The sequence below is a fragment of the Enterococcus montenegrensis genome (assembly GCF_029983095.1).
GTDB lineage: Bacteria > Bacillota > Bacilli > Lactobacillales > Enterococcaceae > Enterococcus_C > Enterococcus_C montenegrensis.
The window spans coordinates 1,751,909-1,778,648 of the sequence record NZ_CP120467.1 but is presented as its reverse complement, the minus strand read 5'-3'; the positions used below and the strand labels follow the sequence as shown (position 1 = coordinate 1,778,648).

General features: G+C 37.3%; 27 protein-coding genes and 1 tRNA gene. 20 read left to right on the top strand and 8 right to left on the bottom strand.

The genetic code is table 11. From position 1 onward, the window contains the following. Window positions 1-6 precede the first annotated feature (6 nt). The 5 genes from recO (at window position 7) to glyS (ending at window position 6,294) form a co-directional block, all read left to right on the top strand. Entirely contained in the window at window positions 7-777 is a 771-nt protein-coding gene (gene recO, locus P3T75_RS08620; RefSeq protein ID WP_282461354.1) for a DNA repair protein RecO, read from the top strand. A 196-nt stretch (window positions 778-973) separates the two neighbouring features. Next, a complete protein-coding gene (locus tag P3T75_RS08615; protein ID WP_407649798.1) occupies window positions 974-2,689 on the top strand; it encodes a formate--tetrahydrofolate ligase in 1,716 nt (571 codons plus the stop codon). Window positions 2,690-3,024: 335 nt separating this feature from the next. After that, window positions 3,025-3,264: a hypothetical protein gene (locus P3T75_RS08610; protein WP_282461353.1), complete on the top strand. Its 240-nt coding sequence runs from the start codon at window positions 3,025-3,027 to the stop codon at window positions 3,262-3,264. A 38-nt stretch (window positions 3,265-3,302) separates the two neighbouring features. Then, a complete protein-coding gene (glyQ, locus tag P3T75_RS08605; protein ID WP_282461352.1) occupies window positions 3,303-4,217 on the top strand; it encodes a glycine--tRNA ligase subunit alpha in 915 nt (304 codons plus the stop codon). A gap of 1 nt (window position 4,218) precedes the next feature. Further along, on the top strand, window positions 4,219-6,294 hold the full coding sequence (gene glyS, locus P3T75_RS08600) for a glycine--tRNA ligase subunit beta (protein WP_282461351.1): 2,076 nt from the start codon (window positions 4,219-4,221) through the stop codon (window positions 6,292-6,294). Between the two features lie 48 nt (window positions 6,295-6,342). Here glyS and yidC read toward each other — a convergent pair whose 3' ends face one another. Both yidC and P3T75_RS08590 read right to left on the bottom strand, forming a co-directional pair. Then, window positions 6,343-7,287, bottom strand: coding sequence for a membrane protein insertase YidC (gene yidC / locus P3T75_RS08595; RefSeq protein ID WP_206903104.1), 945 nt, complete (start codon window positions 7,285-7,287; stop codon window positions 6,343-6,345). A gap of 149 nt (window positions 7,288-7,436) precedes the next feature. After that, window positions 7,437-7,718 carry an acylphosphatase gene (locus P3T75_RS08590; RefSeq protein ID WP_206903103.1) on the bottom strand — a complete coding sequence of 94 codons (282 nt, stop codon included), beginning with the start codon at window positions 7,716-7,718 and terminating at the stop codon, window positions 7,437-7,439. Between the two features lie 98 nt (window positions 7,719-7,816). Between P3T75_RS08590 and P3T75_RS08585 the strand changes: the two genes are divergently transcribed. Beyond that, window positions 7,817-8,575: a TrmH family RNA methyltransferase gene (locus P3T75_RS08585; protein ID WP_282461350.1), complete on the top strand. Its 759-nt coding sequence runs from the start codon at window positions 7,817-7,819 to the stop codon at window positions 8,573-8,575. A gap of 117 nt (window positions 8,576-8,692) precedes the next feature. After that, complete coding sequence (locus P3T75_RS08580; protein ID WP_206903101.1) at window positions 8,693-9,196, top strand: HD domain-containing protein; 504 nt, start codon at window positions 8,693-8,695, stop codon at window positions 9,194-9,196. A gap of 86 nt (window positions 9,197-9,282) precedes the next feature. Here the strand turns inward: P3T75_RS08580 and P3T75_RS08575 are convergent, their stop codons facing one another. After that, window positions 9,283-10,485: a YdcF family protein gene (locus P3T75_RS08575; protein WP_282461349.1), complete on the bottom strand. Its 1,203-nt coding sequence runs from the start codon at window positions 10,483-10,485 to the stop codon at window positions 9,283-9,285. A gap of 128 nt (window positions 10,486-10,613) precedes the next feature. On the opposite strand from P3T75_RS08575, the gene P3T75_RS08570 reads away from it, so the two are divergent. Further along, window positions 10,614-11,108, top strand: a complete 495-nt coding sequence (locus P3T75_RS08570; protein WP_282461348.1) for a GyrI-like domain-containing protein — start codon at window positions 10,614-10,616, stop codon at window positions 11,106-11,108. A gap of 306 nt (window positions 11,109-11,414) precedes the next feature. Here the strand turns inward: P3T75_RS08570 and P3T75_RS08565 are convergent, their stop codons facing one another. From P3T75_RS08565 to P3T75_RS08555, 3 genes are all read right to left on the bottom strand, one after another. Next, on the bottom strand, window positions 11,415-12,719 hold the full coding sequence (locus tag P3T75_RS08565) for a serine hydrolase (RefSeq protein ID WP_206903098.1): 1,305 nt from the start codon (window positions 12,717-12,719) through the stop codon (window positions 11,415-11,417). A 271-nt stretch (window positions 12,720-12,990) separates the two neighbouring features. Continuing rightward, entirely contained in the window at window positions 12,991-13,137 is a 147-nt protein-coding gene (locus tag P3T75_RS08560) for a hypothetical protein (RefSeq protein ID WP_206903097.1), read from the bottom strand. A 77-nt stretch (window positions 13,138-13,214) separates the two neighbouring features. Further along, window positions 13,215-13,589: a DUF4828 domain-containing protein gene (locus tag P3T75_RS08555; RefSeq protein ID WP_282461347.1), complete on the bottom strand. Its 375-nt coding sequence runs from the start codon at window positions 13,587-13,589 to the stop codon at window positions 13,215-13,217. A 126-nt stretch (window positions 13,590-13,715) separates the two neighbouring features. Here P3T75_RS08555 and sfsA point away from each other — a divergent pair, with 126 nt between their 5' ends. The 11 genes from sfsA (at window position 13,716) to P3T75_RS08500 (ending at window position 24,173) form a co-directional block, all read left to right on the top strand. Next, window positions 13,716-14,459, top strand: a complete 744-nt coding sequence (gene sfsA, locus P3T75_RS08550) for a DNA/RNA nuclease SfsA (RefSeq protein ID WP_282461346.1) — start codon at window positions 13,716-13,718, stop codon at window positions 14,457-14,459. Between the two features lie 30 nt (window positions 14,460-14,489). After that, the gene (locus P3T75_RS08545; RefSeq protein ID WP_230708815.1) at window positions 14,490-15,512 is read left to right on the top strand and encodes a Gfo/Idh/MocA family protein; all 1,023 of its coding nucleotides are present in this window, start codon (window positions 14,490-14,492) and stop codon (window positions 15,510-15,512) included. Then, window positions 15,509-16,777 carry a DEAD/DEAH box helicase gene (locus P3T75_RS08540; RefSeq protein ID WP_282461345.1) on the top strand — a complete coding sequence of 423 codons (1,269 nt, stop codon included), beginning with the start codon at window positions 15,509-15,511 and terminating at the stop codon, window positions 16,775-16,777. Before P3T75_RS08545 ends, P3T75_RS08540 begins: the two co-directional genes overlap by 4 nt. 54 nt (window positions 16,778-16,831) lie before the next feature. Then, on the top strand, window positions 16,832-19,537 hold the full coding sequence (locus P3T75_RS08535; RefSeq protein ID WP_282461344.1) for a sigma 54-interacting transcriptional regulator: 2,706 nt from the start codon (window positions 16,832-16,834) through the stop codon (window positions 19,535-19,537). 142 nt (window positions 19,538-19,679) lie between these two features. Beyond that, the gene (locus P3T75_RS08530; RefSeq protein ID WP_016172413.1) at window positions 19,680-20,003 is read left to right on the top strand and encodes a PTS sugar transporter subunit IIB; all 324 of its coding nucleotides are present in this window, start codon (window positions 19,680-19,682) and stop codon (window positions 20,001-20,003) included. Window positions 20,004-20,021: 18 nt separating this feature from the next. Next, window positions 20,022-20,354 (top strand): PTS lactose/cellobiose transporter subunit IIA, encoded by a 333-nt coding sequence (locus P3T75_RS08525; RefSeq protein ID WP_206903091.1) that lies wholly within the window; start codon window positions 20,022-20,024, stop codon window positions 20,352-20,354. Between the two features lie 127 nt (window positions 20,355-20,481). Next, complete coding sequence (locus tag P3T75_RS08520; protein ID WP_206903090.1) at window positions 20,482-21,903, top strand: PTS sugar transporter subunit IIC; 1,422 nt, start codon at window positions 20,482-20,484, stop codon at window positions 21,901-21,903. Window positions 21,904-22,076: 173 nt separating this feature from the next. After that, a complete protein-coding gene (locus P3T75_RS08515) occupies window positions 22,077-22,298 on the top strand; it encodes a hypothetical protein (protein WP_206903089.1) in 222 nt (73 codons plus the stop codon). Between the two features lie 30 nt (window positions 22,299-22,328). After that, on the top strand, window positions 22,329-22,556 hold the full coding sequence (locus P3T75_RS08510; RefSeq protein WP_407649797.1) for a hypothetical protein: 228 nt from the start codon (window positions 22,329-22,331) through the stop codon (window positions 22,554-22,556). Beyond that, window positions 22,553-22,966, top strand: coding sequence for a DUF3284 domain-containing protein (locus P3T75_RS08505; protein WP_230708811.1), 414 nt, complete (start codon window positions 22,553-22,555; stop codon window positions 22,964-22,966). Before P3T75_RS08510 ends, P3T75_RS08505 begins: the two co-directional genes overlap by 4 nt. Window positions 22,967-23,009: 43 nt before the next feature. Next, the gene (locus P3T75_RS08500; RefSeq protein ID WP_282461343.1) at window positions 23,010-24,173 is read left to right on the top strand and encodes a GNAT family N-acetyltransferase; all 1,164 of its coding nucleotides are present in this window, start codon (window positions 23,010-23,012) and stop codon (window positions 24,171-24,173) included. 32 nt (window positions 24,174-24,205) lie between these two features. Here the strand turns inward: P3T75_RS08500 and P3T75_RS08495 are convergent. Further along, window positions 24,206-24,279: transfer RNA gene (locus P3T75_RS08495), tRNA-Arg, on the bottom strand. A 66-nt stretch (window positions 24,280-24,345) separates the two neighbouring features. Here P3T75_RS08495 and P3T75_RS08490 point away from each other — a divergent pair. After that, complete coding sequence (locus P3T75_RS08490) at window positions 24,346-25,278, top strand: DUF7916 family protein (RefSeq protein ID WP_206903085.1); 933 nt, start codon at window positions 24,346-24,348, stop codon at window positions 25,276-25,278. Between the two features lie 60 nt (window positions 25,279-25,338). Here the strand turns inward: P3T75_RS08490 and P3T75_RS08485 are convergent, their stop codons facing one another. Then, a complete protein-coding gene (locus P3T75_RS08485; protein ID WP_282461342.1) occupies window positions 25,339-26,673 on the bottom strand; it encodes a Y-family DNA polymerase in 1,335 nt (444 codons plus the stop codon). Between the last annotated feature and the right edge of the window lie 67 nt (window positions 26,674-26,740).

The window sequence follows — 26,740 nt, the reverse complement described above, 5'->3', positions numbered from 1 at the left end:
TTTTCCATGCAATTAGCTGAAAGCCGCGGATTGATTTTGTTTTCCCGGGACTATAAGGAAAAAGACAAATTGGTAAAAATTTTTACTGAATCAGCTGGTAAGCAAATGTTTTATGTTAAAGGTGTGCATAAGAAAAATAACCCGTTAACTTCTGTATTGCAAAATTTTACCGAGGCGACTTTTATCATGAATTTAAAGGCAGAGGGGCTTTCTTTTTTGAATGGGGCTAAAGATGTTAAGCCACTGACAACAATTCAACAAGATATTTTTTTGGCGGGTTATAGCACTTATTTGTTGAATCTCGCCGATGCTGCGATTGAAGATAAGGTATATGATCCTAATCTCTATCAGTTTTTATCGTTGTCTTTAAATTTAATCAATGAAGGTTATGATGCGGAAATTATCACCAATATTTTTGAGGTACAAATACTGCAGCGTTTTGGTGTGGCACCAATTTTTGATCACTGTGTCATTTGCGGAAAAACTACCGGTCGTTTTGACTATTCGTCTAAATACGGGGGTGTTTTGTGTGAAGCGCATTTTTCAAGTGATGAACATCGGTATCATGCCGATCCTGCTGCCATGCACTTTATCCGCTTGTTTAATCAGATAGATTTAAGTAAGGTCAAGACAATAAACGTGAAACCAGCAGTAAAAAAGGAGATTCGTCGCGTAATTGACCAACTTTATGATGAATATGTTGGCATTCATTTGAAGAGTAAAAAATTTATTGACGACATGCATAATTGGCAAGACTTAATGAAACCAGAGTCTTAATCTTACGCGGTATAGCTGTAAATTTATCCGAATATTATCGTGGTTTTTTACATAGAGCATTGTGATTGCTCTTTTGTGTGAAAATCACTGCGATAGTATTTGGATATTTTTGTATCTGTTTATTTCACGAACGATTTTAGCTTTATTTGAAATAATTAGTCGTATTAAAAAGACAATTTAAAGGAAATCAAGTAAAATGAAGATATCAAAATTGATTTTTACACAACCGGTGAATAAAGGGGAGAAAGATTTGACGTTATCAGATATTGAAATTGCACAGCAAGTAGAGATGAAAAATATTACAGAAATTGCTGCAACATTAGGGATTGCATCGACAGATTTAGAATTGTATGGAAATTATAAAGCCAAAATAAAACCAAATGCTAAAAAACCGCTAAAAGGAAAATTAATTTTGGTAACAGCTATTAGTCCAACGCCCGCCGGTGAAGGAAAAACCACCACGGCTGTAGGTTTAGCAGATGCTTTAGGCCATATTGGTAAAAAGGCTGCAATTGCATTGCGAGAACCATCTTTAGGACCAGTGTTTGGTATTAAAGGAGGCGCAGCTGGTGGCGGCTATGCCCAAGTAGTGCCCATGGAAGATATTAATTTACATTTTACCGGTGATTTTCATGCGATTGGAGCTGCGAATAATTTATTAGCGGCTATGCTAGACAACCATATTCATCAAGGCAATGCATTGGAAATTGATAGCCGTCAAATTACTTGGAAACGCGCAGTTGATATGAATGATCGCCAATTGCGCCACATTGTAGACGGTTTGCAAGGACGTTTGAATGGTGTGCCTAGAGAAGACGGTTTTGAAATCACTGTTGCTTCTGAGATCATGGCAATTTTATGTTTAGCGGCTGATTTGGCAGATTTAAAAAAACGCTTGGAAAAAATTGTTGTTGCCTATCGTTTTGATGGCAATCCGGTTACTTGTGGTGATTTAAAAGCCGCTGGAGCAATGACAGCTTTATTAAAAGATGCTATTAAACCTAACTTAGTCCAAACATTAGAACAAACCCCGGCGTTTATTCACGGTGGACCTTTTGCCAATATTGCCCATGGCTGTAACAGTGTACAAGCGACCAAAATGGCTTTACAATATGCAGATTATGCGGTAACAGAAGCAGGATTTGGCGCAGATTTAGGTGCTGAAAAATTTATGGACATCAAATGCCGACTAGCAAAACTAAAACCGGATGCGGCTGTATTAGTTGCAACTATTCGGGCGTTGAAAATGCATGGTGGTGTCGCTAAAAATGATTTAACGAGTGAAAATGTAGCTGCTGTTGTAGCGGGTCTGCCAAACTTAGAACGCCATTTACACAATTTAAAAGATAATTTTGGTTTGCCGGTAGTTGTTTGTATTAACCAGTTTCCACAAGATACGCCAGCTGAATTAGCAGCTGTAAAAAAAGCGTGCGAAGAGCGTGGAGTAGAAGTAGTTCTTTCAGACGTTTGGGGTACTGGTGGTGCTGGTGGCGTAGAATTAGCCCAAAAAGTAGTCGAATTAGCAGATACACAAAGTGATATAACATTCGCTTATGAGACGAATCTTTCTTTAGTTGAAAAAATTGAAACGATAGCAAAAAAAATCTATGGTGCAAAGGGTGTTGAATTTACACCACAAGCCAAACGAGAATTGGCTAAACTAGCAGAACTCGGGTTTTCTGATTATCCAATTTGTATGGCAAAAACACAATATTCTTTCAGTGACAATCCCAATCTACTAGGTGCACCAAAGGATTTTACGATTACTATTCGCTCGGTTAAGGTTTCAGCTGGGGCAGGTTTTATTGTGGCATTAACAGGAAATATCATGACAATGCCAGGTTTACCGAAAAAACCTGCGGCAGAAAACATTGATGTTGATGAATTTGGTAATATTACCGGTTTGTTTTAATTTTTTAATTGACAAAACTTAGGTTAAACCGCTATGATAAACAAAGATTGATACGGTGAACAAGACGAAAAATAAGCAAATGAACAAGCGATTGCGGGAAAGTGGAAGCCGCAAGCAGGAACTTATTTGGGGGCAACTTGGGAGTATCCAGTTGAATATTTTAAAGCTGCTGAGCAATCAGAAGCAGGGTGGAACCGCGAAGAATTCGTCCCTGCATAGATGAAAATCTATGCAGGGCTTTTTGTTTTTCTTAGGGAAAACTTGAAAAATTTGAAACTGTGTCTTGCGACTATAAATTTAGTAAGCTTAAAAGTTGGTCTAAGGAGGGTGAACAAATGCAATTTGATATGGAAATTAATGCCAATGAATTTAAAGAAAAAAAATTAAAAGTTTTAGCTAATGTGCCGCTAAAAGTTGTGATTAGAGATGATAGTGGTCAACTGTTAGAAGAGTTTATTACCAAACCAAGTCAAATGCTTTATGACTTAGCTTTTCTAACGGAAAAAATGGTAGTGGAAGTTCATTTAATTCCTGGCAATCCAGTTGAATTTTATCCAGTGGTAAATGCTCTTTAAATAATTAAGGGAAATTGAAAATAGTAGGAGGAAATAAAATGAGTAAAAAAATGACTGTGCAAAATATTATTTTGACACTGCAACAATTTTGGTCTGGTAATGGCTGTATGTTAATGCAAGCTTATGATACCGAAAAAGGAGCCGGGACTATGAGTCCTTATACATTTTTACGCGCAATTGGACCAGAACCTTGGAATGCAGCTTATGTAGAGCCTTCTCGCCGCCCTGCTGATGGTCGTTATGGTGAAAATCCGAATCGTTTATACCAACACCATCAATTTCAAGTTGTCATGAAACCATCTCCAGAAAATATTCAAGAGCTTTATTTAGAAAGCTTGAAATTATTAGGCATTGATCCTTTAGAACACGATATTCGTTTTGTAGAAGACAACTGGGAGAACCCTTCAATGGGCTGTGCTGGTCTTGGTTGGGAAGTTTGGCTTGATGGAATGGAAATTACCCAATTTACGTATTTCCAACAAGTGGGGGGCTTGCCTTGTAAACCAGTTACGTCAGAAATCACCTACGGTTTAGAACGTTTAGCTTCTTATATTCAAGAAGTTGAAAGTGTGTATGACTTAGAATGGGCTGACGGGGTTAAGTACGGAGAGATTTTCCGCCAACCAGAATATGAACATTCAAAATATTCTTTTGAAGTAAGTGACCAAGCGTTGTTATTGGGCAATTTTGACCGCTTTGAAGCTGAGGCAAAACGTTGCATCGATCATGATTTGGTTCATCCAGCCTACGACTATATTTTGAAATGTAGTCACACATTTAACTTATTAGATGCAAGAGGAGCTGTTTCTGTAACAGAGCGTGCGGGTTACTTAGCGCGTATTCGTAATATGGCTAGAGCGGTTGCTAAAATTTTTGTAGCGGAGCGGGCGAAATTAGGTTATCCGTTATTAGCACCTGAAGAAGCGGCAAAATTATTGAAGGAGGAAAACTAAGATGGCAAAAGATTTATTATTGGAGATTGGTTTAGAAGAAATGCCTGCTCATGTAGTAACTCAGAGTATGAAACAATTAGAAAAAAAAGTTAGTGAATTTTTAGCTCATGAAAAATTAGCTTTTTCTTCCATCAAGTCATTTAGTACGCCGCGGCGTTTAGCTGTTCTTATCAGTGAAGTGGCAGAAAAACAAGCTGACACAGAAGAAGAAGTGAAAGGGCCAGCTAAAAAAATCGCGTTAGATGGTGAAGGCAATTGGTCAAAAGCGGCGGAAGGTTTTGTTAGAGGCCAAGGATTGACAACAGAGGCTATTACTTTTAGAGAATTAAAAGGGGTAGAATATGTTTATGTAACAAAGTATGCCAAAGGTAAACCGGCTATTGAAGTATTGGCGGGTTTAAAAGAGGTAATTACAAGTCTAAGCTTTCCGGTGACGATGCATTGGAATAAATATGATTTTGAATATATTCGTCCGATTCACTGGATTGTGGCCTTATTAGGCGAAGAAGTAATTCCATTTTCAATTTTAGATGTTGAAACTGGCAATACAACCAGAGGGCATCGTTTCTTAGGCGATGATGTGACGATTGAAACGGCAAATTCATACGAAGAAAAATTAAATGAACAGTTTGTGATCGCAGATCCTTTAAAACGAAAAGCACTGATTGTGGAACAAATTAATGAAATTGCAACAAAAAATGATTGGCAAGTGGGCTTAGATGAAGATTTACTGGAAGAAGTAAACAACTTGGTGGAATACCCAACTGCTTTTGTTGGTAATTTTGAAGATCGTTTCTTATCAGTACCAGAAGAAGTTTTAGTAACTTCAATGAAAGAACATCAACGCTATTTTGATGTCCGTAATCAAGCTGGTTTACTGTTACCACATTTTATTTCCGCCCGTAATGGTAATGCTGTAAAATTGGATAACGTGATTAAAGGCAATGAAAAAGTATTGACAGCGCGTTTGGAAGATGCGGAATTCTTTTATAAAGAAGACCAAAAATTAACAATTGATGCCTGTGTGGAAAAATTAAAAAATGTGACCTTCCATGAAAAAATCGGTAGCATTTATGAAAAAATGCAACGAGTAGCTGAAATTGCCAAAATTGTTGGAAAAACAGTTGGTTTAACACAAGACCAGCTAGAAGATCTAGCTCGTGCAGCTGAAATTTATAAATTTGACCTTGTGACCAATATGGTGGGAGAATTTCCTGAATTACAAGGTGTAATGGGAGAAAAATATGCGTTATTACAAGGCGAAAAACCAGCAGTAGCAAAAGCTATTCGGGAACACTACTTGCCAATTGCCAGCGAAGGAGAACTTCCGGATTCTGAAATTGGAGCTGTGTTGGCGATTGCCGATAAATTAGATAGTTTATTGTCCTTCTTTGCAGTAGGGATGATTCCAAGTGGTTCAAATGACCCCTATGCATTGCGACGTCAAACCTATGGTATTGTGCGTATTATTGAAAATAAACACTGGGCTTTTCCACTGGTTGAATTGCAAGAGGAAATTAGCGCAGCGATTAGCTTAGATGAAAAACGTTATGGAATAAAATTAGCAAGTAGTCAAATTGAAGTCGTGAACTTTGTAAAAGCACGTTTGAAACAATTTTTATTGACGAAAAACTTGCGTCACGATGTGATTGACGCCGTGATTAATGCAGAACAAAGCAATTTAACTGCGCTATTTTCTTCGGCTAAAATTTTACGTCAACATTTAAATGACCCGGATTTTAAACCATCAATGGAAGCTTTGACCCGGGTAATTAACTTAGCGAAAAAAGCAGAAGTAGAAGACTTAAATGTCAAACCAGAACTTTTTGACAATGAGGCGGAAAAAGCATTATTTGAGGCTGTAACTGACTTAGAAAATCGGTTTGTACGTCAAACGATGGCCCAAAACTACGAGGACTTAACTGCTTTACGACCATTAATTGAAAATTATTTTGATCAAACCATGGTCATGGTCGATGACGATAAAGTTCGTCGTAATCGGTTAACACAATTAAATAAAATTGCTAAAATGGCATTGGCAGTTGCCAGTCTGGATGCATTGATTACAAAAAATTAAAAAAAAGCTACAAAGTTTGCTTAAAAGGCAGACTTTGTAGCTTTTTTGTTATTTACGTTTTTGCTTGCCGGCATTGCGACCTTGTTTGCCGCTGTTACGATTTTTATTTTTCTTTGTATAATCGGCTACGTTTTCTTTCACTTCTTTTGGTGTAACATCTTTTCTTGGTGGTGTTACGACTGTTTTTGGTGGATTTTTTTTCATTTCAGCTTGTACTTGTGCTTTAATTCGTGGCTTCATAATAACGTTAGTAATGAAGGTTTGTAGACAGCTGATTAGACCACCGACTACCCAGTACAAGGTTACCCCAGCTGGTGCACTCATGGACATGAAAACAATCATTAATGGTGAAACAATCAGCATAGAACGCATCGTTTTCTTTTGTTCTTCTGGAACGCCAATTTGTGAGATAAAACCTTGAACCAAATAAAATAGACCAGCGATAACAACGAGGGCAATACTAGGATTACCTAAGTTAATGCCCATGAAAGTAGCGCTTTTTATCCCAGGCGTGAAGCGGGCAGTATAATACAACGCGGAGAAAATCGGCATTTGAATTAATAAAGGTAAACAACCCATTCCACCAAACATGCTGACGTTATTTTCTTTATAGACAGCCTGCATTTCTTGTTGTGCTTTCATTTGTTCTTCTGGAGATGTTGCAGCCTTCAACTTAGCTTGGGCTTGATCGATTTGTGGTTTCAAAAATTGCATTTTTTCAGATTGCACCATCGTTTGTTTTGACTGGTGAATTCCCAAAGGCAATAAGATAATTCTAACAATAATCGTGACCATAATAATGGCTAGACCATAACCCCAGTTGAAGTCTTTTGCCAGGTACTGTAAAAATCCTCCTAGTGGTTCCACTAAAATACGGTAAATCATGCCATCTTTATCTGGGTTACCATTCTTATCAACGGAAACACAGCCAGAAAGGGTAATCATAATTCCAATCAGACCAGATGCCAATAGCCAGTTTTTTAATTTTGTCATTTGCTTCGTCCTTTACTTTGTAAATTTACACAAAAGTAATCATACTAGAAAAACGGGCAACTGTAAACGTGCTTCACAAAATATTCAAGAATAAAGGCTATGATTCGCATAAAAAAGTTAGCGTTATCATAAAAAAAGCGGCTTAGCCGCTAATAGCCAAAGGTCACTTCAAAAGTGTCCCGCTCTTTAATCATTGGATCATCGGTAATATCTAAATAAGTTACGTGACCGGCCGGAGAAGGAGAGGCTTTGACGCCTGCAATAAATTTCTCCATTGCCTCTTGTGGGCCAAAAGCTTCAATTCCCACTGAGCCATCTGCTTCATTCCAAACTGCACCATGAATGCCTAATCGATCTGCTAACATTTTAGTTGTATAACGAAAGCCAACTCCTTGCACTCGGCCTTGTACATTCATTCTTACTTTCCGCATGATAATCACCTCATTTTTGTCTTAATTTAATGATAGCTTTTTTACTGACATCCCACAAGCTTTCTGCTGAAAATGCTATAATAAGGCGAGGTGAAACCATGAAAGAAATTCAATCAAATAAAAATCCGTTAGTTAAAACGTTAAAAAAGCTCCATCAAAAAAAATACCGGGATCAACAAGCCCAATATCTGTTAGAAGGTTTCCACTTAGTTGAAGAGGCCCATAAAAGCGGCGCCCAAATTCAGACTATTTTAGTCAACGAACGTGGTCAAAAAGAATGGGGCGACTTTTTGGCAAATTATGAAGCAATTTGCTATTTGGTACCAGAAACCATTTTAAAAGAACTTTCAGAACAACCAACGCCTCAAGGGATTATTGCAGTGGTAGCCAAAATGAAATCACAAGTGCAATTAAAAAAAGGCGCTTGGATTTTATTAGATCGGGTGCAAGATCCAGGAAATGTGGGAACGATTATTCGAACCGCTGATGCAGCTGGTTACGATGGGGTAATTTTAGGAGAAGGCAGTGCGGATATTTACAGTACTAAAGTTTTGCGGAGTATGCAGGGAAGTAATTTTCACTTGCCGGTTATTCCCATGAATCTTGTTACAGCAATTGAAGCGTTAAAACAACTAGGGGTACCCGTTTATGGTACGCAATTAAATAAAGATGCCAAAAAATTCAATGAAGTACCAAAAGGTGATGTGGCTATTTTGGTTGGCAATGAAGGACAAGGTGTCACCCAAGAGTTGTTGGCGTTAACTGACCAAAATCTTTATATTCCAATTATGGGACAAGCGGAGTCTCTAAACGTGGGAATTGCAGCGGGGATTTTATTATATTACTTTAAATTGTAGCAATTGAAATATTTTAAAGAACTGTTAAGCTTGAGTCCGCTTTCTTTAAATGTTTAAAAAAGGTGCTATACTTACACTTGTACGAAAAAAGATAAGCTAAAGGTGGCTATTTAATAAATGACTGAAAACTGGCGCAAAGATTCTGAATATATGTCTTATGTAGCAGATTTGCTGGCAACACCTGAAGTACAAAAGTTGAGCCAATACAAACAACACGTAAATTCGACACGTTTGGAACATTCATTAAGTGTTTCTTATTACAGTTATAAATTAGCAAAAAAATGGGGCGGTAATGCAAAAGCAACAGCTAGAGCAGGCCTTTTACATGATCTATTTTACTATGATTGGCGCACGACGAAATTTGACGAAGGTTCTCATGCTTATATGCATCCTAGAATTGCCGTTAAAAATGCGGAAAAAATCACTGAATTATCCCCGTTGGAAAAAGATATTATTTTGAAACATATGTGGGGGGCAACAATTGCGCCACCTAAATATAAAGAAAGTTATATCGTAACGATGGTCGATAAGTATTGTGCAATTAAAGAAGCAGCAGAACCAATGACCAAGTCAATGAAAGTCCGTTTCAATCAGTTGTTTGGACATAAAACTTCATTTTAAAGTAAAAAGGCAGAACAAAAGTTAACTAACTTTTGTTCTGCCTTTTTTGTAGTTCAATTAATGCAACATTTAATCTTACTTAGCTCTTAACCGATAAAAAATGACATGACAGATAAGAAAATAAAAAGTGCCATAATTAAGCCGCAAATAATAAAATGCCGTTTTTTGTGCAATGCGACAATTGCGATATATTCACGCAAAAAGGCATTTGGCAAGTAATAAAGGGCAGTTTTAGCTCCAATTCCATCTGCTTTTAAACCAGCTTGATGGGCATAAATTCCAGCACGAAAAATATGGTAATTGTTGGATGTGAAAATTACTTTATAAGGCAATGGCTGAAGTTGGTCCATGATTTTTTTAGAAAACTGCATGTTTTCTAAGGTGGTAGTGGACTTATCTTCAATTAATAAATCAGCAGCAGCTACACCTTTTGCTTGCGCATAGTTGGCCATTGCCACACCTTCTGGTAGTTTTTCATCTAAACCTTGACCACCAGACATTAAAATCTTTGCGTGTTTATCAGCTACTTTTATTTGATGCTGATAAAATTTAATCGCCACGTCAATGCGTTTGGCTAAAAGTGGGGATACGGTATCGCCGTTTAAAAGTCCTGCTCCAAGGACAATAATATAATCTTGATTTGGTTTAGGATGATTAAATTGATACAAAATAGAAACACTTAAAAAGTTAAAAAAGACTAAGGCAAAATAACCCATCATAAGTGGTAGTGCAGCTAAAATCATGGTTAGCCATTCAGGTAAGCGTTGGGCGATGAAAAAATCGTAAATTAAGAAAATCGTTAAAAAGATAGCTAGTAACAAGGTTAGCATATTGGCCAGTGAGTGGGATTCTTTGCGTAAAACAATCAGTGCATTCCAGTATAGAAAAATAAGTAAAGAAACAAAACCGAAAATTAAAACCGCCGCTAATAAGACAAGGGCGAGACCCAAAAGTCCAAAAGCAACTATGCTAGAGGTAATGCTGACGTTATAGATTAAATAAAAGCCAAAGACAAAAATCAAAATATTAAACAAGACCCCGTTTAATAAGCGAGCTTTATTTTTAAAATAGCTCCATAAAAAAACAGCTAAATAAGCAAGGGGCAAGCTAAAAAAGTACCCGCCGTTCAACATTTCAATGCCCGCAAAATAGAAAATTAGACAAATACAGCTCCAGACGAGACAAAAAAAGATCGTATCAGGGTCTGGCTTTTTTTTACGCCATGAAATTGTTGCCAATATTCCCCCAACTAAAAAAATTGCTAATAAAATTTCTGGTAAAAAATTCATATGTTCAACTCCTTAATCATTTTTAGTATAGCGGATTGTAACTGTTTTGGCATGTCAAAAAGCTATGATTTTTTAAAAAAGTTATTTTCTAGTACAATAAACATAAATGCGTGGAAAGAAGGGATGAAATGGAGTTAGGTGAAATAAGACGTGTGAGTCTGCCAGCTTTTACTGTGATCGGCAAAGAAGGCAAAGGATTAGCAGCAGAAGGTTCTTCTTGGGTACCATTATTATGGGATGGTGTAAATGAACATTTTGAAGAAATAGCAGCAAATGTGTTCGTGAAACCTGAGGAAATTCATTTGTGGGGACTTATGAGCGATCAAAGTGAGTGGTTGTATCCTTGGAGTGAAATCGGACGGTATTTGGCGGGAATGGCTGTACCCAATGATACAAAAGTACCACTGGGATGGCAAAAGTGGGAGATGCCAGCACTAGAGTATTTCGTAATTAAAACCAATGAGGCAAATTTAGCCGACATGACTGAAAAGATGTTGGTAGAAATTTTACCTCAAAATAATGTCACGTTAACAGCAGCCATTCAAGAACATTATTTACCTGATTTTGCACCAGGGGAAGTTGAGCTGTATTTTCCAATTTCAGCAGTTGTTTCAGCAATTTAAGTATAATCGTAATAATCTTAAATCCTATGATAAAATTTTTATGGCGTACTTTTAAGTGTGCCTGTAATAAAAATTACAACTTCAAAAAACAAGGAACTACCCGTTACAAAAAAAGTAGTACGCGTGACACTTTAAAAAGTGTTCCTCGTACTACTTTTTAACTACCAGAAAGTGTAAAACTTTCTGCTGAATAAATCCCTCTAGGAAAAATAAGCAAAAAACTTTTAAATTTGAAGCAATTTCTGAAAACTGCATGGGTATTTTTCAAAAGTAGAGGGCGGCTTTGTAGCCATTTGTATGTTCATTTTAAAAAATTGATTGGAAAAAGTTCTCAATTTTGCGGCCGAAGATGACAAAGATATTGGCTTTTTCTACAGCTTTGTCAATTACAATAGAGACTTCATGGCTAGGCGCTTTTTCTAAGTAGCCTAGATCATCTCCTTTTAAGCTGACTGTAGCTTTTCCAATTACATCGCCCTTTTCAACAGGGGCTTTGACAGCACCGTCACTGACTTTTTTAGTGTCAAATTTTGGTGTAATGATTAATTCTTCTGTTAAGTCATCTCTGACCCATAATGTAACGGAATCTTTTAATGAAATAGTCGTTTTTAATTGCTTGCCATCTGTAATGGCAATATTTTTTTGTTTAGGCAGTTGACTACCAGCTTTTAAAACTTCTTTTTGCTGCCAGTGATCGTAACAATAGTCCATTAATTTACCTGTTTCGACAAAACGGGCACTGGGATTATTTTTGTGATCGGTCGCATTTAAAACAACGGTTATAATTCGCTGTCCATCTCTTTGAATCGTGCCAACAAAACAAGCACCAGCTAACTCGGTTGTACCTGTTTTAAGTCCGTCTACGCCTTCTTTGGCATTGATAAATCCTGGAAGCATCCAGTTCCAATTGACCATTTCTACGGGCGATTGGGTATTAGCGCCAAACATTTGGGTGGTAGTCGCAGAAACTTTTAAAACATCGGGATAGTCTTTAATTAAGTGGCTGGCAACAATTGCGACATCTCGTGGGGATAAAAGATTTTCTGCATCCGCCGCAGAGCCGGGATAGCGATTGTCACCCAAATACTGGTTATTTAAACCAGAAGCGTTATAAACTTTAGCATCTTCTATGCCCCAATCTTTTAATTGGACGCGCATTTGGTCGACAAATTTGGCCTCAGATCCAGCAATTTTTTCTGCTAATGCAACAATAGAAGCGTTGGCCGATTGGATAATAGCAGAGTCAAATAATTCTTTAACGGTATAAGTATTTTCTTTGTGTAAAGGAACATTAGAAAGATCTGGAGTGACGCTTAAATTAGCGGCATAATCAGAAATCGCAACAGTATCTTCCCAATTTAGTTTCTTTTCTTTGACAGCTTCTTCGACTAAATAAAGACTGATAATTTTAGTGATGGAGGCAATTCCCATCGGCGTGTCGCCAGCCTGATTATAAAGTATCTTGCCGGTTTTAAAATCAACGGCAATCGCTCCTTTGGCGTTGATTTTAAAATTATTATTAGTTTCCTCAGCGGCTACGACATTGGTGGCAAAGCCAAAGGTAAAACAAAAAAGCAAAAGAGTAAGCAGAATTTGCTGTATTTTTTTCATGATAAGCTCCTTTAATTAGATATTACAAGTTGTAATTCTATCAAAGACTAGCAGACAAAACAATTGTTCCCAATAAAGTTTCGTAAAAAATACAAGAAAAATTATCAAAGAAAATCTAAGGAGGAAAATAAGATAGCATAAGCAGATAAGGCTACGATGAAAATTTTAAAAGTGAAAAGCGGGTTCAATTAAAAAAGCCATCAAAATCAAGAGAGAAAATTAACAATTCTACCTTGATTTTGATGGCTTAATTTACTAGAAATAATGAACTTTAATTGCGGTGGTGATTTTTTACGCGAACAGGAACTTTCTCCATTTGATTTTCGTCATTGATATAACGAAAAACTGCATAGGCTGAAATGCCCAATAATACGACCAAACTAAACATTGTAAATAATGTAATCATCGTTGCAAGCATACTCAAAACCCTCTTTCTATAAGTTACTTTGGCTACGGTTACAAATCCTCACAATTAGTATAACAATAATTATGAAATCAAGCTACTGGAATGCCTTTATTTCCTTTTTTGGGGGAAGTTGGCGATAAGATATGGCAACTACCGTCAATTTCGGTTTCATCATAAAAATGAAGGCGTCCATCTTTTAAAACAAACGTTAACTTATAACCTAGTTCATCTAAAAGAATCAAGTGCTCAGGGGTCAATTCAACCAGAGTCGTTTGAATTGGTTTTAAATTTCTTGTGAGCTGCCAGTTGTCATTAATTGTAAAATGAACTTTTTCCAAAGGCGTCTGATAAAACCAACTGCCGATAAAAACTGAAGGTTGTTGTTTATTTTTATGCCAAAAAATAGTACCCACCAATCCAGTTAATACAGAAATTCCAAGCAATAACGGAAAATGTTTTTTCATCAGGTATAGCTCCTTAGCTAGCAGTGATTGCAGTATAGCACAGGGAATTTTTCTAGCCCTCGGTCTAAAGTTGGAGATTGCAGTATTTTTCTTTTTTATGATAAGATTTAGCCGGCAGGTGAGAAGATGCAATACGAAAATATTAGAATGGCGCATTTTATTGTCAGAGACAACCGTTTTATTTGTCATTGTAAGTTAATTGAAACCGATGAAGTGGTAGTAGTCCACGTTAAAAATACTGGTCGCGGTAAGGAAGTCTTACTAGCAGGCGCTTTAGTGGCCTTAAATTATCAAGCAAGTCCGAAACGAAAAACAGATTATGATCTCGTAGCGGTCAAAAAAGATGCGATGTGGATTAATATTGATAGCCAATTACCAAATGCTTTAGCCTATGAAGGTATTTTGACAGGGAAAATCAACTTACCTCATTTTCCTGGAAAGTTAGCTAGCTTAAAAAGAGAAGTTACTTATGGTAATTCCAAGTTTGATTTATTTGCTAAAAGCGATACGGGGGCGAAAGCTTTTATAGAAGTAAAAGGAATGACATTGGAAAATAAAGGCATTGGCGCTTTTCCCGATGCTCCGACTTTACGGGGATTAAAACACATAAAAGAATTGCAAGTGGCCCACGATGCAGGTTATTTTACCTACGTTTTATTTATTGTTCAATTTGAGAAAATTACAAAAGCGACGATTCATGCTGAGATGCAACCACAATTAGCTGAAAATTTCGCATTAGCAATGGCAGACGGCGTTGAAGTTTTAGCGTATAATTGTAAAGTAGAACCAAATCAGGTCATACTTAAAAAGCAAGTCCCCTTTGATTTGGCTTATCCTTTTATTGATCCCAATGAAGTTAACGACGGTTAAGAAGATTAAAAAAGTAAAGGAGCGAGAAATATGATTAATTTAGGTATTATTGGTACAAACTGGATTACCCATCAATTTGTGGAGGCAGCCCTTGCGACGAAAAAATATGACTTAGTCGCGGTTTATTCCCGTTCGTTGGAAAAAGCTCAAGAATTTGGTCGTCGCTACCATGAAGATGTCGAGTATGCAACAGATTTGAAGACTTTTTTCAATTTAGCCCATTTGCACACTATCTACATTGCTTCTCCCAATGCGCTCCATTTTGAGCAAGCCAAGGCTGCAATTATTGCAGGGAAAAATGTCATTGTTGAAAAACCAGCTTTTTCAACCCCACAAGAAATGGACGAAATTATCGAATTAGCCAATCTCCACAATGTCTTTTTCTTTGAAGCAGCACGCAATATTCATGAAAAAGCATTTGATACAATTAGTGAGTTTTTACCTTTGAAAGATCATATCATTGGTGCCAACTTTACTTTTATGAAATATTCTTCTCGTTATGATGCTGTTTTAGACGGCGAGGAACCCAATATTTTTTCACCGCAATTTTCAGGTGGCGCCATCATGGACTTAGGTGTTTATCCACTATATGCGGCGTTAGGTTGGTTTGGTGTGCCCCAAAAAGCCCATTACTTTGCCCGCAAAATTGCAACGGATGTCGATGGCATTGGCACGATTATTTTACGCTATGATTTATTTGACGTCACCATTTTACAAGGAAAAATTGGCGATTCGTTTTTACCATCTGAAATTTATTTTGACAATGGGACTTTGACTTTAAATGGCATCAATTCTTTTGAAAAAGCAGAGTTTTATGATCGGAATGCTAAAAAACGGCTTTTATTGCCAATTACCTTAAAAGAAAATCCAATGGAGGAAGAAGCACTGGCATTTGCCAATGTAATGAATCATCCAACCGATAAAAATCAAGGTGTTTTATATGAAGAATGGGTTGAATTAGCCCGAAATGTGAACCAATTAATTTACGATTTGCGGCAGCAAGCAGGGATTAGCTTTGCTGCTGATAAAAAAGATGAGGAAAAAAATTCATGATACCAGAAAGTTTACCGGCAACTCTTTTAGAGCAATGGCAAAAAGCCGGCTATGAAAATGCATCACTAATTCAAAAACAAGTTTTTGAACCTTTAAAAACGCGACAAAACGTTGTAGGCGTGGCACCAACTGGTTCCGGCAAAACAGTTGCTTATTTACTACCAAGTCTAATGCAAGTAACTCCAGGTGGTGGTAATCAATTGCTGATTTTGACTGCTTCCCAAGAATTAGCGATGCAAGTGCTTGAGACGGCTCGTTTTTGGATAGAGAAAACGCAATTGAAGGTACAACCTTTAATTGGTGGTGCCAATACAAAGCGTCAACTAGAAAAGTTAAAAGAAAAACCAGAAATTTTAATCGGTACTGCTGGCCGTGTGTTGGAATTGATGAAAACTAAAAAAATTAAAAGTCATCAGTTGCAAACAGTTATTTTTGACGAAGCCGACCAATTGTTAGCTGGCCAGGCCTTAGAAATTGCCAAAGGAATATTGCAACATCTAGATCGATCTTGTCAGTTGAATTTCTTTTCAGCAACTGCTTTAAGTGTCTTGCCAGAAATTAAAACGATTGCCAAAGATGATTTTACACTGATTGATGTCACCAAAGAAGATAATAGTCAAGGTGAAGTTGCTCATCTTTATTTAATGACTTCAAAGCGTAAAAAAGCAGATACGTTAAAAAAATTATTACATGTGGCAGATTTTCGCAGTTTGATCTTCTTTAATGAAGTAGCAGAGCTTGGGGCAGTAGCAGAAAAATTGCAATATCACAACCTACCAGTAGCAACACTGGCCTCTGATCAAAATAAAATGTTACGCAAAACCGCGTTACAGGCTTTTAAAGCAGATAAAATTAAGGGATTATTGACTACCGATGTTGCTGCTCGCGGTCTTGATTTAGCTGATTTACCGATGATTGTCAATGTAGAAGTACCTATGGACGATGCTAGTTACCTCCACCGTGCTGGTCGTGTGGGGCGAATGGGTAAAAAAGGGACCGTTATTACGCTAGTGGCAGAAAATGATTTATCTTACTTAAAAAAAATGACGAAAAAAATGGCGTTGCCTTTAAAGGAAGTTTTTCTTTATGGCGGTCAGCTTGTTGACACGCGTCCTGTTATTAATGAAAATGAGAAAAAATCTCAGAAGCTGCCGATTGAAAAAGAAAAGCCAAAGCCTAAATTGCACACTAAAGAGAGTATTGTCAAAAAGAAAAATAAGAAACGTCACAAGAAACAAAAAAATATTGGAAAAAGGCGCGTTTAGCGCCTTTTTTTGTGCTATTCTTAGAGTGTAAAAAAATTAGGCAAGGAGCTTGTCATGAATTCACGGAAAGAAGAAATCTTACACACATTAGAAATGCGCAAACAAGGAATGACGGCTGTTCAGATTGCGGAGTTATTAAATATTGATAGAACCAATGCCAGCCGCTATTTAAATGAATTGGCAAAAGAGCAACGGATTGTAAAAAATCCTGGTCGACCAGTAATCTATGAACCCTTATCAGAAGAACAAGTACATGTTGATAATTCTTCTGCAGTGACCTTTGATGCGTTAGTGGGGGAGACAGGTTCTTTAAAAGTAGCCATTCAACAAGCCAAAGCCGCAATTTTATATCCACCGCGGGGACTACATACTATTATTTTTGGTGATACTGGAACAGGGAAGTCACTTTTTGCCGAGTGTATGTACCAGTTTGCGTTAAAATCCCAAACCTTAAAAAAAGATGCTCCTTTTGTATCCTTTAATTGTGCGGATTACGCACAAAACCCGCAATTATTATTTGGTCACATTTTTGGGATTAAAAAAGGGGCTTATACGGGAGCTAATGAAGATAGCCCAGGTTTAATTGCTAAAGCTGACAATGGCATACTATTTTTAGATGAAATTCATCGCCTACCTCCAGAAGGACAAGAAATGCTCTTTACCTTTATTGATAAAGGGGTCTACCGTCCACTCGGAGAAAGTAATAAGACCTATGAGGCTGCAGTCCAAATTATTGGGGCGACAACAGAATCCTCAGAGAATTTTTTGACAACATTTAATCGCCGCATTCCAATGTCGATTACATTGCCAAGTATCAAGGCCCGCTCTTTGGATGAACGGTATGAAATCATTACGCTATTTATTAAACAAGAAGCCAACCGCTTAAAACAAAAGATTGAAGTAGAACAAGATGCGATTATTGCATTTATGTTATATCAAGCTGAAGGTAATATTGGGCAAATAAAGCGAGATTTAAAATTAGTCTGTGCCAAAGCATTCTTACATTACCGAACCAAACAACAAGACAGTCTGTTGGTCCGCAAAGAAGATTTATCTCTGCCGGTCCAAAAAGGGCTGTTAATGCGCAAAGACTACAGCGAAGATTTAAAACAGTTTTTGGAAGGCAAGGGAAACTTACTTAGCTTTGAGCCTGGTGCAACCGAAGTAGTATGGAGTCAAGATCCAGAACGGAATATGCAAGTTTACAATGCAATTGAAGAAAAAGTCACCACATTATCTGACCAAGAGTTAAACAACGTTGATTTAGAGCAATTGATTTTAGGAGATGTGGATGCTTATTTTGAAACATATGTTGAGGAATTAACGCAAAGTACATTGCACAAAGAATTGCTACCTAAAGGGATTTGGCAGTTGACCAGTGAACTTTATGAAGTGGCTGAAGAGCGCTTGGAGCGAAAATACAATGAAAAGGCCCGCTTTGCTTTTGCGCTCCATTTGCAAAGCACGATCGAACGTTTAAAAGATGGGCATACGATTATTCATCCGGATTTAAATAATATCCGAAAAAACTTTAAACAAGAATTTCAAGTGGCACTCGATTTGTCTACTATTATTGAAGAACGCTGTCACATTGAGATTCCTTTTGATGAGATTGGTTTTATTAGTATGTTTTTATCCATTCAAGTGGGACAAAATACCGCATTACCAGAAAAAAACGTTGAGGTTATCGTATTGATGCACGGTAAGCAAACGGCAACTTCAATGTTAGAAACAGCCCAAGAATTATTAGATACTACAACAGGTATCGCCTTTGACATGAGTTTGGATATGGAAGTCCAAACCATTTACAATCAATTGTTAAGCTATGTGCAACAAAATGAGGCAAAACTGACCGGCGGCATTTTACTTCTGACAGATATGGGTTCTTTGAATTCTTTTGGTGATCTAATTTATGAAGAGACCGGTATTCGAACAAAAGCAGTATCTATGACTAGTACGATGGTGGTTTTAGAAGCACTGCGGATGGTGGACATGGGAAGAACTTTAGAAGATATTTATCAAAATACATTGTTGTCTTTTAAAGCAATTGTAAAAGATGAGTTCAATCTTCATAAGAAAAAACAAAAGAAAGCCGTCGTTGTAACCTGTTTTACCGGCGAAGGTGTTGCTAGTAAATTATATGAGCGCATTACACCGGTAGTTGATAAATCGCAAACAGAAGTCATTCAAATGCAATTTATTGAAAAAAATGCTTTCTTACAACACATTGACGCACTAATGGCGGAATATGATATTAAAGCAATTGCCGGAACCGTAGAAATTGATTATCAAAATATTCCTTTCTTTTCAGCTTATGAAATATTTGATAACGAGCGATTGCGTGTATTAAAACAAATCGTAAACGATGATATCCCCCTTGAAAAAATTGGGAAGTCCCTCCAAGAAGCCTTAACGAGTGTGAGTGGGGTCGAACAGTTGATGATGCAATTGCAACAGCTTTTACATCATGTTGAAGGACAAATGCATGCAGTTTTAGAACCAAGTGTGGATGCGGGCATTATGATCCATCTTGCCTTTTTAATTGATAATTTGCGAAATGGCGGAACTTCACGACAATTTGATAATTTAACTAGTTTTCAAAAGAAATATCGCTTGGAGTGTGATTTACTGAGAACGAGTCTAATGCCAATTGCCAAAAATTATCAGGTCGAATTTAGTGATGATGAGATTGCCTATATCGTCCAAATGATCCAACAAAATAAAATCACCAGTACGTATCCGCTTACACAGAAAAATTAGTGTGTAATTTGTGTGTGTGTTCTGTGTATAAAAAAACAACGAGTAAAACGCTTTAATAACAGCGTTTTACCCGTTGTTTTATTTTGGCACACTTCTTGCATTATAGTTAAGTGTAAGATAAATGAAAAAGAGGTGAGATAAAATGGCAAAAGAAACAATTATGTTAGTTTGTTCAGCAGGGATGAGTACAAGTTTACTTGTGACCAAGATGGAAAAAGCAGCTGAAGAAAAAGGTATTGATGCCGACATCTTCGCAGTTTCAGCATCTGAAGCAGACAATATTTTGGAAGAAAAAAATGTTGATGTATTATTACTTGGCCCACAAGTTCGCTTTATGAAAGCGCAATTCGAACAAAAAGTTGCACCAAAAGGCATCAAATTAGATGTTATCAACATGGCGGATTACGGCATGATGAATGGTGAAAAAGTTTTGGCGCAAGCTGAAAAATTGATGAATGAAGAATAATCGTTAGGAGGGAATTTTGTGGAAGAACAACAAAGCTTGGAAGCCATCATGGGTTTGATCATGTATGGTGGGAATGCCAAAAGTGATGCGATGGAAGCAATTCAAGCCGCTAAAAAAGGTGATTTTGAATTAGCAGATAAAAAAATCGCAGACGCGGAAAATTCTCTGACTGAAGCACATCATTCACAAACCAATATGTTAACCCAAGAAGCACAAGGCAAACATGTTGCTGTAACACTTTTGACTGTTCACAGTCAGGATCATTTAATGACTGCCATTGCTGTCACTGATTTAGCAAAAGAAATTATTGATGTTTATCGCAAAATGGCAAAAATGGAAGCCGAAAAATAGGCTTGCTACAGGTTTATTAAATAATTAGCTTACTGCTAGGCAGGTGAGCAGTTTAAAACATCTTTTTTATACGTGGTTGTTTGTTAAAAGGATGATACCTGTAATTTTTTATTTAGGAGGAAATAAAATGGATGCATTAACAGCGTGGTTAGAGAAGCACGTGCTTCCGATCGCAGCAAAAATTGGTTCCCAAAAACATTTGGTTGCTTTACGGGATGCCTTTATTGGCACGATGCCTGCTACTATGGCCGGTTCAGTAGCCGTTATGATCAACGCAATTATTCGTGATTTACCAGGGCAATTTATCTCAACTTGGGGTGCCAGCATTGCTGAAGGAAAAGGTATCTTTGCTCTTATTAGTACGATCATTACAATCAATGGTTACGTTTGGAATGGTACATTAGCAATCGCCGGGATTATCTTCGCCTTTTCATGGGGCTTTAACTTAGCTCGTGCTTATGGTGTTAATGATTTAGCCGGTGGTATCGTGTCTCTTGCGGCCGCTATTTCTGGTGTAACGTATTCTTACTCTGGTACATTAGCACAAAAAATGCCAGCAGACTTAGTTGATCAAATCAATGCGAATTCTGCAACAAGCGGTTGGTCTGCAACTGCTGATGGCATTACAGCAAATGCGTGGGGCTGGATTCCATTAAACAACATGGATGCAAACTTCTACTTTACCGCAATGATTGTTGGTTTTGTAGCAAGTATTATCTTCTGTAAATTAATGTTGGCTAATATTACTATCAAAATGCCAGAACAAGTGCCACCAGCAGTTTCAAAAGCTTTTGCCGCAATTATTCCTGCGACAGCTGCTTTATATGCAGTAGCACTTTTCTACTGGATCTTCTCTAAATTAGTTCCAGGTATGACATTATTGGCTTGGATTCAAGAAATGATTGCTAAACCATTGCTTGGTTTCTCTCAAGGTTACGGCGCCGTATTAATTGTGACTTTATTCGTACAATTATTCTGGTTCTTCGGGATTCATGGTACCAACGTATTAGCACCAATTTTAGAAGGTGTATTCTCTGTAGCACAACTTAAAAACGTTAACTTGTTCCAAGAAGGCGGTATGTCTGCCGTTATCGACGATGGTTACAAATGGGTTCGTGGTTCATTTGATATTTATGCATGGTTTGGTGGTGCCGGTGGTACCTTGATGCTTTTGATTGCGATTTTAATCTTCTCAAAACGCGCAGATTACCGTGCAGTTGGTACTTTGGGTGTTGGCCCTGGTATCTTCAATATTAACGAACCAGTTATGTTCGGGATGCCAATTGTATTAAACGCATTGTTATTCATTCCTTATATCTTAGCGCCACTAGTATCTGTTTCAATCGGTTTCTTTGCAACACAAGCTGGTTGGGTAAACCCAGTATCACAACAAGTTGTTTGGGTAACACCACCAATTCTAAATGCATTGTTAGCGACAGCAATGGACTGGCGTGCAGTAGTTGTTTCAATCATTTGTATGGCTGTAACATTTGTAATTTACACACCATTTGTTATTGCAGCAAATAAGATTCAACCAACTGATTTATAAAATGTCGAAGAACTGTTTTCGCTTCCCAAAGAGGTGGAAGCAGTTCTTTTCTTATGAAGGATTTTATGGGAAAATAAAACCGTCAAGGCAGTTTAACTAAGTATAGAAAGCTTTGCTGTAAAAAAGTTAAATGTGCAATCTAGGAGTAATAAATTTATTAAGGAGGAATTTTCATGATTAGTATTGCAAGTGCGATGCAACAAGAAGAAATAAAAAAATTATTGGCTGAGTATAATGAAGCTGGGATCAGCTATTCTTTCAAAGAAAAAAAAGGGATCAAATTATATTTTGAAGTAACTGGTGACCAGGAGCAAGCAGCAACTACTGCAAAACAATTAATTAAAGCACAGCCTTGGGGATCTGTTTTATATTTCCAAGCTGCAGTAGAAGCATAAATAAAAGCATAAAGCAGCGTTTTAGAAAAAATGGATTTAACAACAGGTGTAAAAGTAGGAAGTAGGATGATAAATATGGTAAAAAATGGCTTGTTTTTATGTAGTATCGGCTTTTTAATCACTATTTATAGTTTTAGCGGACCATCGCAACAAATGAATGTGGGACGTTTGATAGTAGGGTTAGCGTTTATTTTGGTTGGTGGACTATTATTTCTAAAAGGCAAAACGCCAAAACGTGAAAGAGGCGATAAAGCATGAAAGTAGAAAAAAATTTGAATATTTCAGCAGAAAAATTTTTTGATAAGATGATGGACTCAGTTATTTTCGATGTCAGAAAAGCGACGGGGAAAAATATTACACGCAAACAATTAAAAAATCTTTCCTACGTGAAGCAATTTTCGAAAAATAGCAGTGCCAAAATTACAATTGAAGAATTGGTTGAAAATCAAATATATCAATTTAAAACCTCAACAAGCCGTAACGAATTTGTCGTCCGCTATGAAATTACACCAATTAACGACAAGACTTGTAAAGTCAGCTATAACGAAAATATGCAATCTTTTGGTTTTATGCAGCAAATGAATGATATGATTTTAGGCATTATGCTAGGATTTTTCCGCAAGCGCCAGTTTGGTAAGATGCTAGAAAATATGGCAAATGCCAATTAAAAAGGGGGCTATGGCCACCTTTTTTCGTTTGGAGGGAAAACTGGTGACAATTGTAAAGATGAAATCAGATTTTAATGACCAGATGTTTGACTTGGCGGCTTATGCTTTTGCTCGTGAGAAGAGCGCTACAAAAGTTGAACGTTTTGAATATCTGGCCCGAAATTCTAAAAACTATGGTTCTTTGGCTGAAAAGAAATTGGTTAGTCAAATTATGGCTACGCCTTTTTTAGTCAATTTTTGGAATCAGACGTTTGAAATGAGGGGAATTGGCTATGTTTCCAGTTATCCTGAATTTCGCAAACAAGGTCGTATTGATAAGCTTATGAAACAAGTGCTAGAAGACAGTTATGATGAGGGCGTACAGTTAGCTTATTTAGCACCGTTTTCCTATCCTTTTTATCGCCGCTATGGCTATGAGACAGCATTTTTGCAAATTCGTTATGAGGCTCCAGCAGAAAGATGGCCTTTTGGCGGTCAAAGTCACGGTAAAGTCAGCCGTGTTTCTTTTGAAGTAGCGCAAAAGAATATGGCAGAAATTTATCAAAAAAGTACTGAAAGTATGCGTGGGGGAATGTTGCGGGCTGAGTGGTGGTTTACCTACAAATTTTCTTTGCATAAAAATTTTAACTTTGCACTATATGAAGAAAACGGGGTAATGTGTGGTTACGTTGTTTATCAAATTAGCGTCGATAAATTGGAAATCATAGAATTAGTGGCCTTGTCAGAAAAAGGAAAAAGAAGTTTGCATGATTTTATTGCAGCACATAGCGGCACGGTCAAAACAATTCATTGGACGCATCCGTTTGGCGGTACAACCAAATTACTGCAAGTTTTGGATCCACAAGTAGAAGTGAAGATTTTACCTTATATGATGGCGCGGGTTGTCAATGTGGCGACCTTTTTAAAATCATTTCCTTGGCAAGAAAAGATTCTGTCAGATTTCGCTATTGAAATTTATCAGGATAATTATTTGCCAGCTAATAATGGTATATACGAGATTTATCCAGATGGGAATGTTTCCAAGGTTAAAGAAAGTTTGCTGCCAAAGATTAAAGCCACGCCACAAAGCTTTACACAGTTGTTTTTAGGTAGTGTGAAGATCAAATCTTTACAGGCAGAAGAAAAAATTGATGTAACACCAGAGCTGGCTTATGCCTTAGAAAAATTGCTACCATCAGAAAAACCGCTGCTAGCGGACTATTTTTAAAATAAAAAAGAAGCCCTAAACGGACTTCAAAACGTTCCCGACTGGAATTGAACCAGCGGCCTGTCGCTTAGGAGGCGACCGCTCTATCCGACTGAGCTACGGGAACATACTGTTATATTTTAGCCTGAAGTGATAAAGGATGCAAGTCGTCCGTAAAGAAAGAGGAATACAAATGGTAAAACGATTAATTAGTGCTGATTATAGTGATGTAAAAAAAATGAGTGCCAAAGAATTGAAACAATCGATTAAAGCAAGTGAAGGTCGTGTAATTGTAACAGAAACGGTTGTGCAAACAATTCCACAAGCAATGGATGTGACCAATGCAGAGGTAGCAGCATCATTTGGCGCTGACTTAATTTTATTAAATGGTTTTGATTGTTTTCGACCAGTTGTTTTTGGGATGCCGGGCTTAACACCAGAAATGATTTTTGATGAAAAAACAGTGATTGAAAATCCAATCCCAACTTTAAAAAAATTAACTGGACGACCAATTGGCATTAATTTAGAGCCTATTGCCGCCGAGTTGGATTTGATGAGTGAGCAAGTTGTCATCTCTAAGGGACGAACAAGCTCCATTGAAACAATTCAAGAAGCAGAAAAATTAGGTGTTGATTTTATTTGTTTTACTGGAAACCCCGGCACCGGTGTAACTAACGCTGCAATTGCTGATGCTGTCAAAATTGCCAAAGAACATTTTTCAGGCCTAGTGATTGCTGGAAAAATGCACAGCGCAGGCTCAAGTGAACCGGTTGTGACCAAAGAGGCTGTAGCTGCTTATGCCAAGGCAGGAGCAGATATTTTATTACTACCAGCTGTTGGAACGATCCAAGGCTTTTTAGAGCAAGATTTAATTGAAGCGGTAAAATTGGCAAAAGAAAATGATTTGCTAACAATGACTGCCATCGGTACTAGCCAAGAAAGTGCACGTCCAGAAACGCTACGACAAATGGCGATCACTAATAAAATATGTGGCGTTGATTTGCAACATATTGGCGATGCTGGCTATGGCGGCATGGCACCCGCAGAAAATATTTTCGAAATGTCTATTGCAATTCGAGGGATGCGCCACACCATTAATCGTGTGTCTCGTTCAATCAATCGCTAAAGTATAAATAAACTTAAAGCCACTATTTTGTAAGTTTTCTTACAAAATAGTGACTTTTGTCTATAGACCATCTAAACCACCGGCACCGCCGTTATGTCCGCCGACCAAATGACTGCGGGCTAGACTGCGGGCACCATCTAATTTGCTTGTCGCGTGAATAATCGCAGCAAATCCATATTTTGTTCGAATTTTATCGATAATTTTATCTAAACGTTCATCGTTTATTTGAACTTCTGGGGAAGTAAATAAATTCAACTGCTTCGCATTTGTATAAATAAGTTTTCCATAACTAATTCCTATATGACGGACAACTTGCCCCGTATAATACTTACGAAAAATAGTTAGACAGTAGTGGATTAATTCTTTTGTATTATCTGTGGCTGTAATTTTCATTTGATGAGAAAAGCTGTCTTTTTCACCACCACGACTAGTACCAATATATACAGATACACATTGGCTGAGACAATGGTGACGGCGAATGCGGGCAGCAACTTGTTCAGCCATCTCTTTTATTACAATTTCAATTTCCTTTTGATCTGTATAATCTTTTGGTAAAACTTGACTGTTGCCATAAGATTTCTCTTTGGTAGGAGGTGCTTTTTCGGCAATAATCGTGCGATCAATCCCGTTTGCATGATAGTAAAGTTGCAAACCTAAAATGCCAAAGTGACTTTTTAGGATGATGGGATCACTATTGGCCAATTGTCTAATCGTATCAATTCCTAAATTGTAAAGGCGTTTTTTCATACGGCGCCCGATGCCCCAAAAATCTGTTAGTTCAGGAATAGACCAAACTTTGGTTAAAACATCTTGGTAACGAATTTCAGCAATGAAATTAGGACTGTGTTTGGAAAAATTATCTAGTGCAAGTTTTGCCAGAAGTGGATTATCACCAATGCCAATGGACAAAATTAACCCCAACTTTTCTTTAACCTCATTTTGAATGTGGTGAGCCAAACGCATACGTTTCATATACCGTGATTCTGTCGGATCGGGATAAAATAAATTTAAAGAATGGCTAACATCTAAAATAGATTCATCAATGGAATAAGGCAATAAATCTTCATCAGCCACGTATTGCTTGAAAATAGCGTTAAAACGTATATTTTCTTTAATGTACAAACTCATGCGCGGTGGCACTTTTAAAAGGTTGGGATGATCGGGTAAATTGTCAGCTCGGGTCACGTTTGTGATCCCTAATTTATTTTTTGCCGCCGGAGAAGAGGCGAGGATTAAACCGTTACCGGTATTATCTTCGCTACTCATTACGACCAAAAGCGTAGTTAAGGGGTCTAAGTTGCGCATCACGCATTCCACGGTCGCATAAAAGGATTTGACATCAATAAATAAAATATCTTGAACAATTTCTTTACGATAATCGAAGTTTGCTTCCATCGAATCACCTTCTTTCATCTTTATTATACGAACATGCGTTTGTTTTTGTAAAGCGAACAGAAAGTAA

Excerpts from the sequence above, each read along its gene's own strand:
- recO (WP_282461354.1), top strand. The coding sequence starts at position 7 with ATGCAATTAGCTGAAAGCCGCGGATTGATTTTGTTTTCCCGGGACTAT.
- P3T75_RS08615 (WP_407649798.1), top strand. The coding sequence starts at position 974 with ATGAAGATATCAAAATTGATTTTTACACAACCGGTGAATAAAGGGGAG.
- P3T75_RS08610 (WP_282461353.1), top strand. The coding sequence starts at position 3,025 with ATGCAATTTGATATGGAAATTAATGCCAATGAATTTAAAGAAAAAAAA.
- glyQ (WP_282461352.1), top strand. The coding sequence starts at position 3,303 with ATGAGTAAAAAAATGACTGTGCAAAATATTATTTTGACACTGCAACAA.
- glyS (WP_282461351.1), top strand. The coding sequence starts at position 4,219 with ATGGCAAAAGATTTATTATTGGAGATTGGTTTAGAAGAAATGCCTGCT.
- yidC (WP_206903104.1), bottom strand. The coding sequence starts at position 7,287 with ATGACAAAATTAAAAAACTGGCTATTGGCATCTGGTCTGATTGGAATT.
- P3T75_RS08590 (WP_206903103.1), bottom strand. The coding sequence starts at position 7,718 with ATGCGGAAAGTAAGAATGAATGTACAAGGCCGAGTGCAAGGAGTTGGC.
- P3T75_RS08585 (WP_282461350.1), top strand. The coding sequence starts at position 7,817 with ATGAAAGAAATTCAATCAAATAAAAATCCGTTAGTTAAAACGTTAAAA.
- P3T75_RS08580 (WP_206903101.1), top strand. The coding sequence starts at position 8,693 with ATGACTGAAAACTGGCGCAAAGATTCTGAATATATGTCTTATGTAGCA.
- P3T75_RS08575 (WP_282461349.1), bottom strand. The coding sequence starts at position 10,485 with ATGAATTTTTTACCAGAAATTTTATTAGCAATTTTTTTAGTTGGGGGA.
- P3T75_RS08570 (WP_282461348.1), top strand. The coding sequence starts at position 10,614 with ATGGAGTTAGGTGAAATAAGACGTGTGAGTCTGCCAGCTTTTACTGTG.
- P3T75_RS08565 (WP_206903098.1), bottom strand. The coding sequence starts at position 12,719 with ATGAAAAAAATACAGCAAATTCTGCTTACTCTTTTGCTTTTTTGTTTT.
- P3T75_RS08560 (WP_206903097.1), bottom strand. The coding sequence starts at position 13,137 with ATGCTTGCAACGATGATTACATTATTTACAATGTTTAGTTTGGTCGTA.
- P3T75_RS08555 (WP_282461347.1), bottom strand. The coding sequence starts at position 13,589 with ATGAAAAAACATTTTCCGTTATTGCTTGGAATTTCTGTATTAACTGGA.
- sfsA (WP_282461346.1), top strand. The coding sequence starts at position 13,716 with ATGCAATACGAAAATATTAGAATGGCGCATTTTATTGTCAGAGACAAC.
- P3T75_RS08545 (WP_230708815.1), top strand. The coding sequence starts at position 14,490 with ATGATTAATTTAGGTATTATTGGTACAAACTGGATTACCCATCAATTT.
- P3T75_RS08540 (WP_282461345.1), top strand. The coding sequence starts at position 15,509 with ATGATACCAGAAAGTTTACCGGCAACTCTTTTAGAGCAATGGCAAAAA.
- P3T75_RS08535 (WP_282461344.1), top strand. The coding sequence starts at position 16,832 with ATGAATTCACGGAAAGAAGAAATCTTACACACATTAGAAATGCGCAAA.
- P3T75_RS08530 (WP_016172413.1), top strand. The coding sequence starts at position 19,680 with ATGGCAAAAGAAACAATTATGTTAGTTTGTTCAGCAGGGATGAGTACA.
- P3T75_RS08520 (WP_206903090.1), top strand. The coding sequence starts at position 20,482 with ATGGATGCATTAACAGCGTGGTTAGAGAAGCACGTGCTTCCGATCGCA.
- P3T75_RS08515 (WP_206903089.1), top strand. The coding sequence starts at position 22,077 with ATGATTAGTATTGCAAGTGCGATGCAACAAGAAGAAATAAAAAAATTA.
- P3T75_RS08510 (WP_407649797.1), top strand. The coding sequence starts at position 22,329 with ATGGATTTAACAACAGGTGTAAAAGTAGGAAGTAGGATGATAAATATG.
- P3T75_RS08505 (WP_230708811.1), top strand. The coding sequence starts at position 22,553 with ATGAAAGTAGAAAAAAATTTGAATATTTCAGCAGAAAAATTTTTTGAT.
- P3T75_RS08490 (WP_206903085.1), top strand. The coding sequence starts at position 24,346 with ATGGTAAAACGATTAATTAGTGCTGATTATAGTGATGTAAAAAAAATG.
- P3T75_RS08485 (WP_282461342.1), bottom strand. The coding sequence starts at position 26,673 with ATGGAAGCAAACTTCGATTATCGTAAAGAAATTGTTCAAGATATTTTA.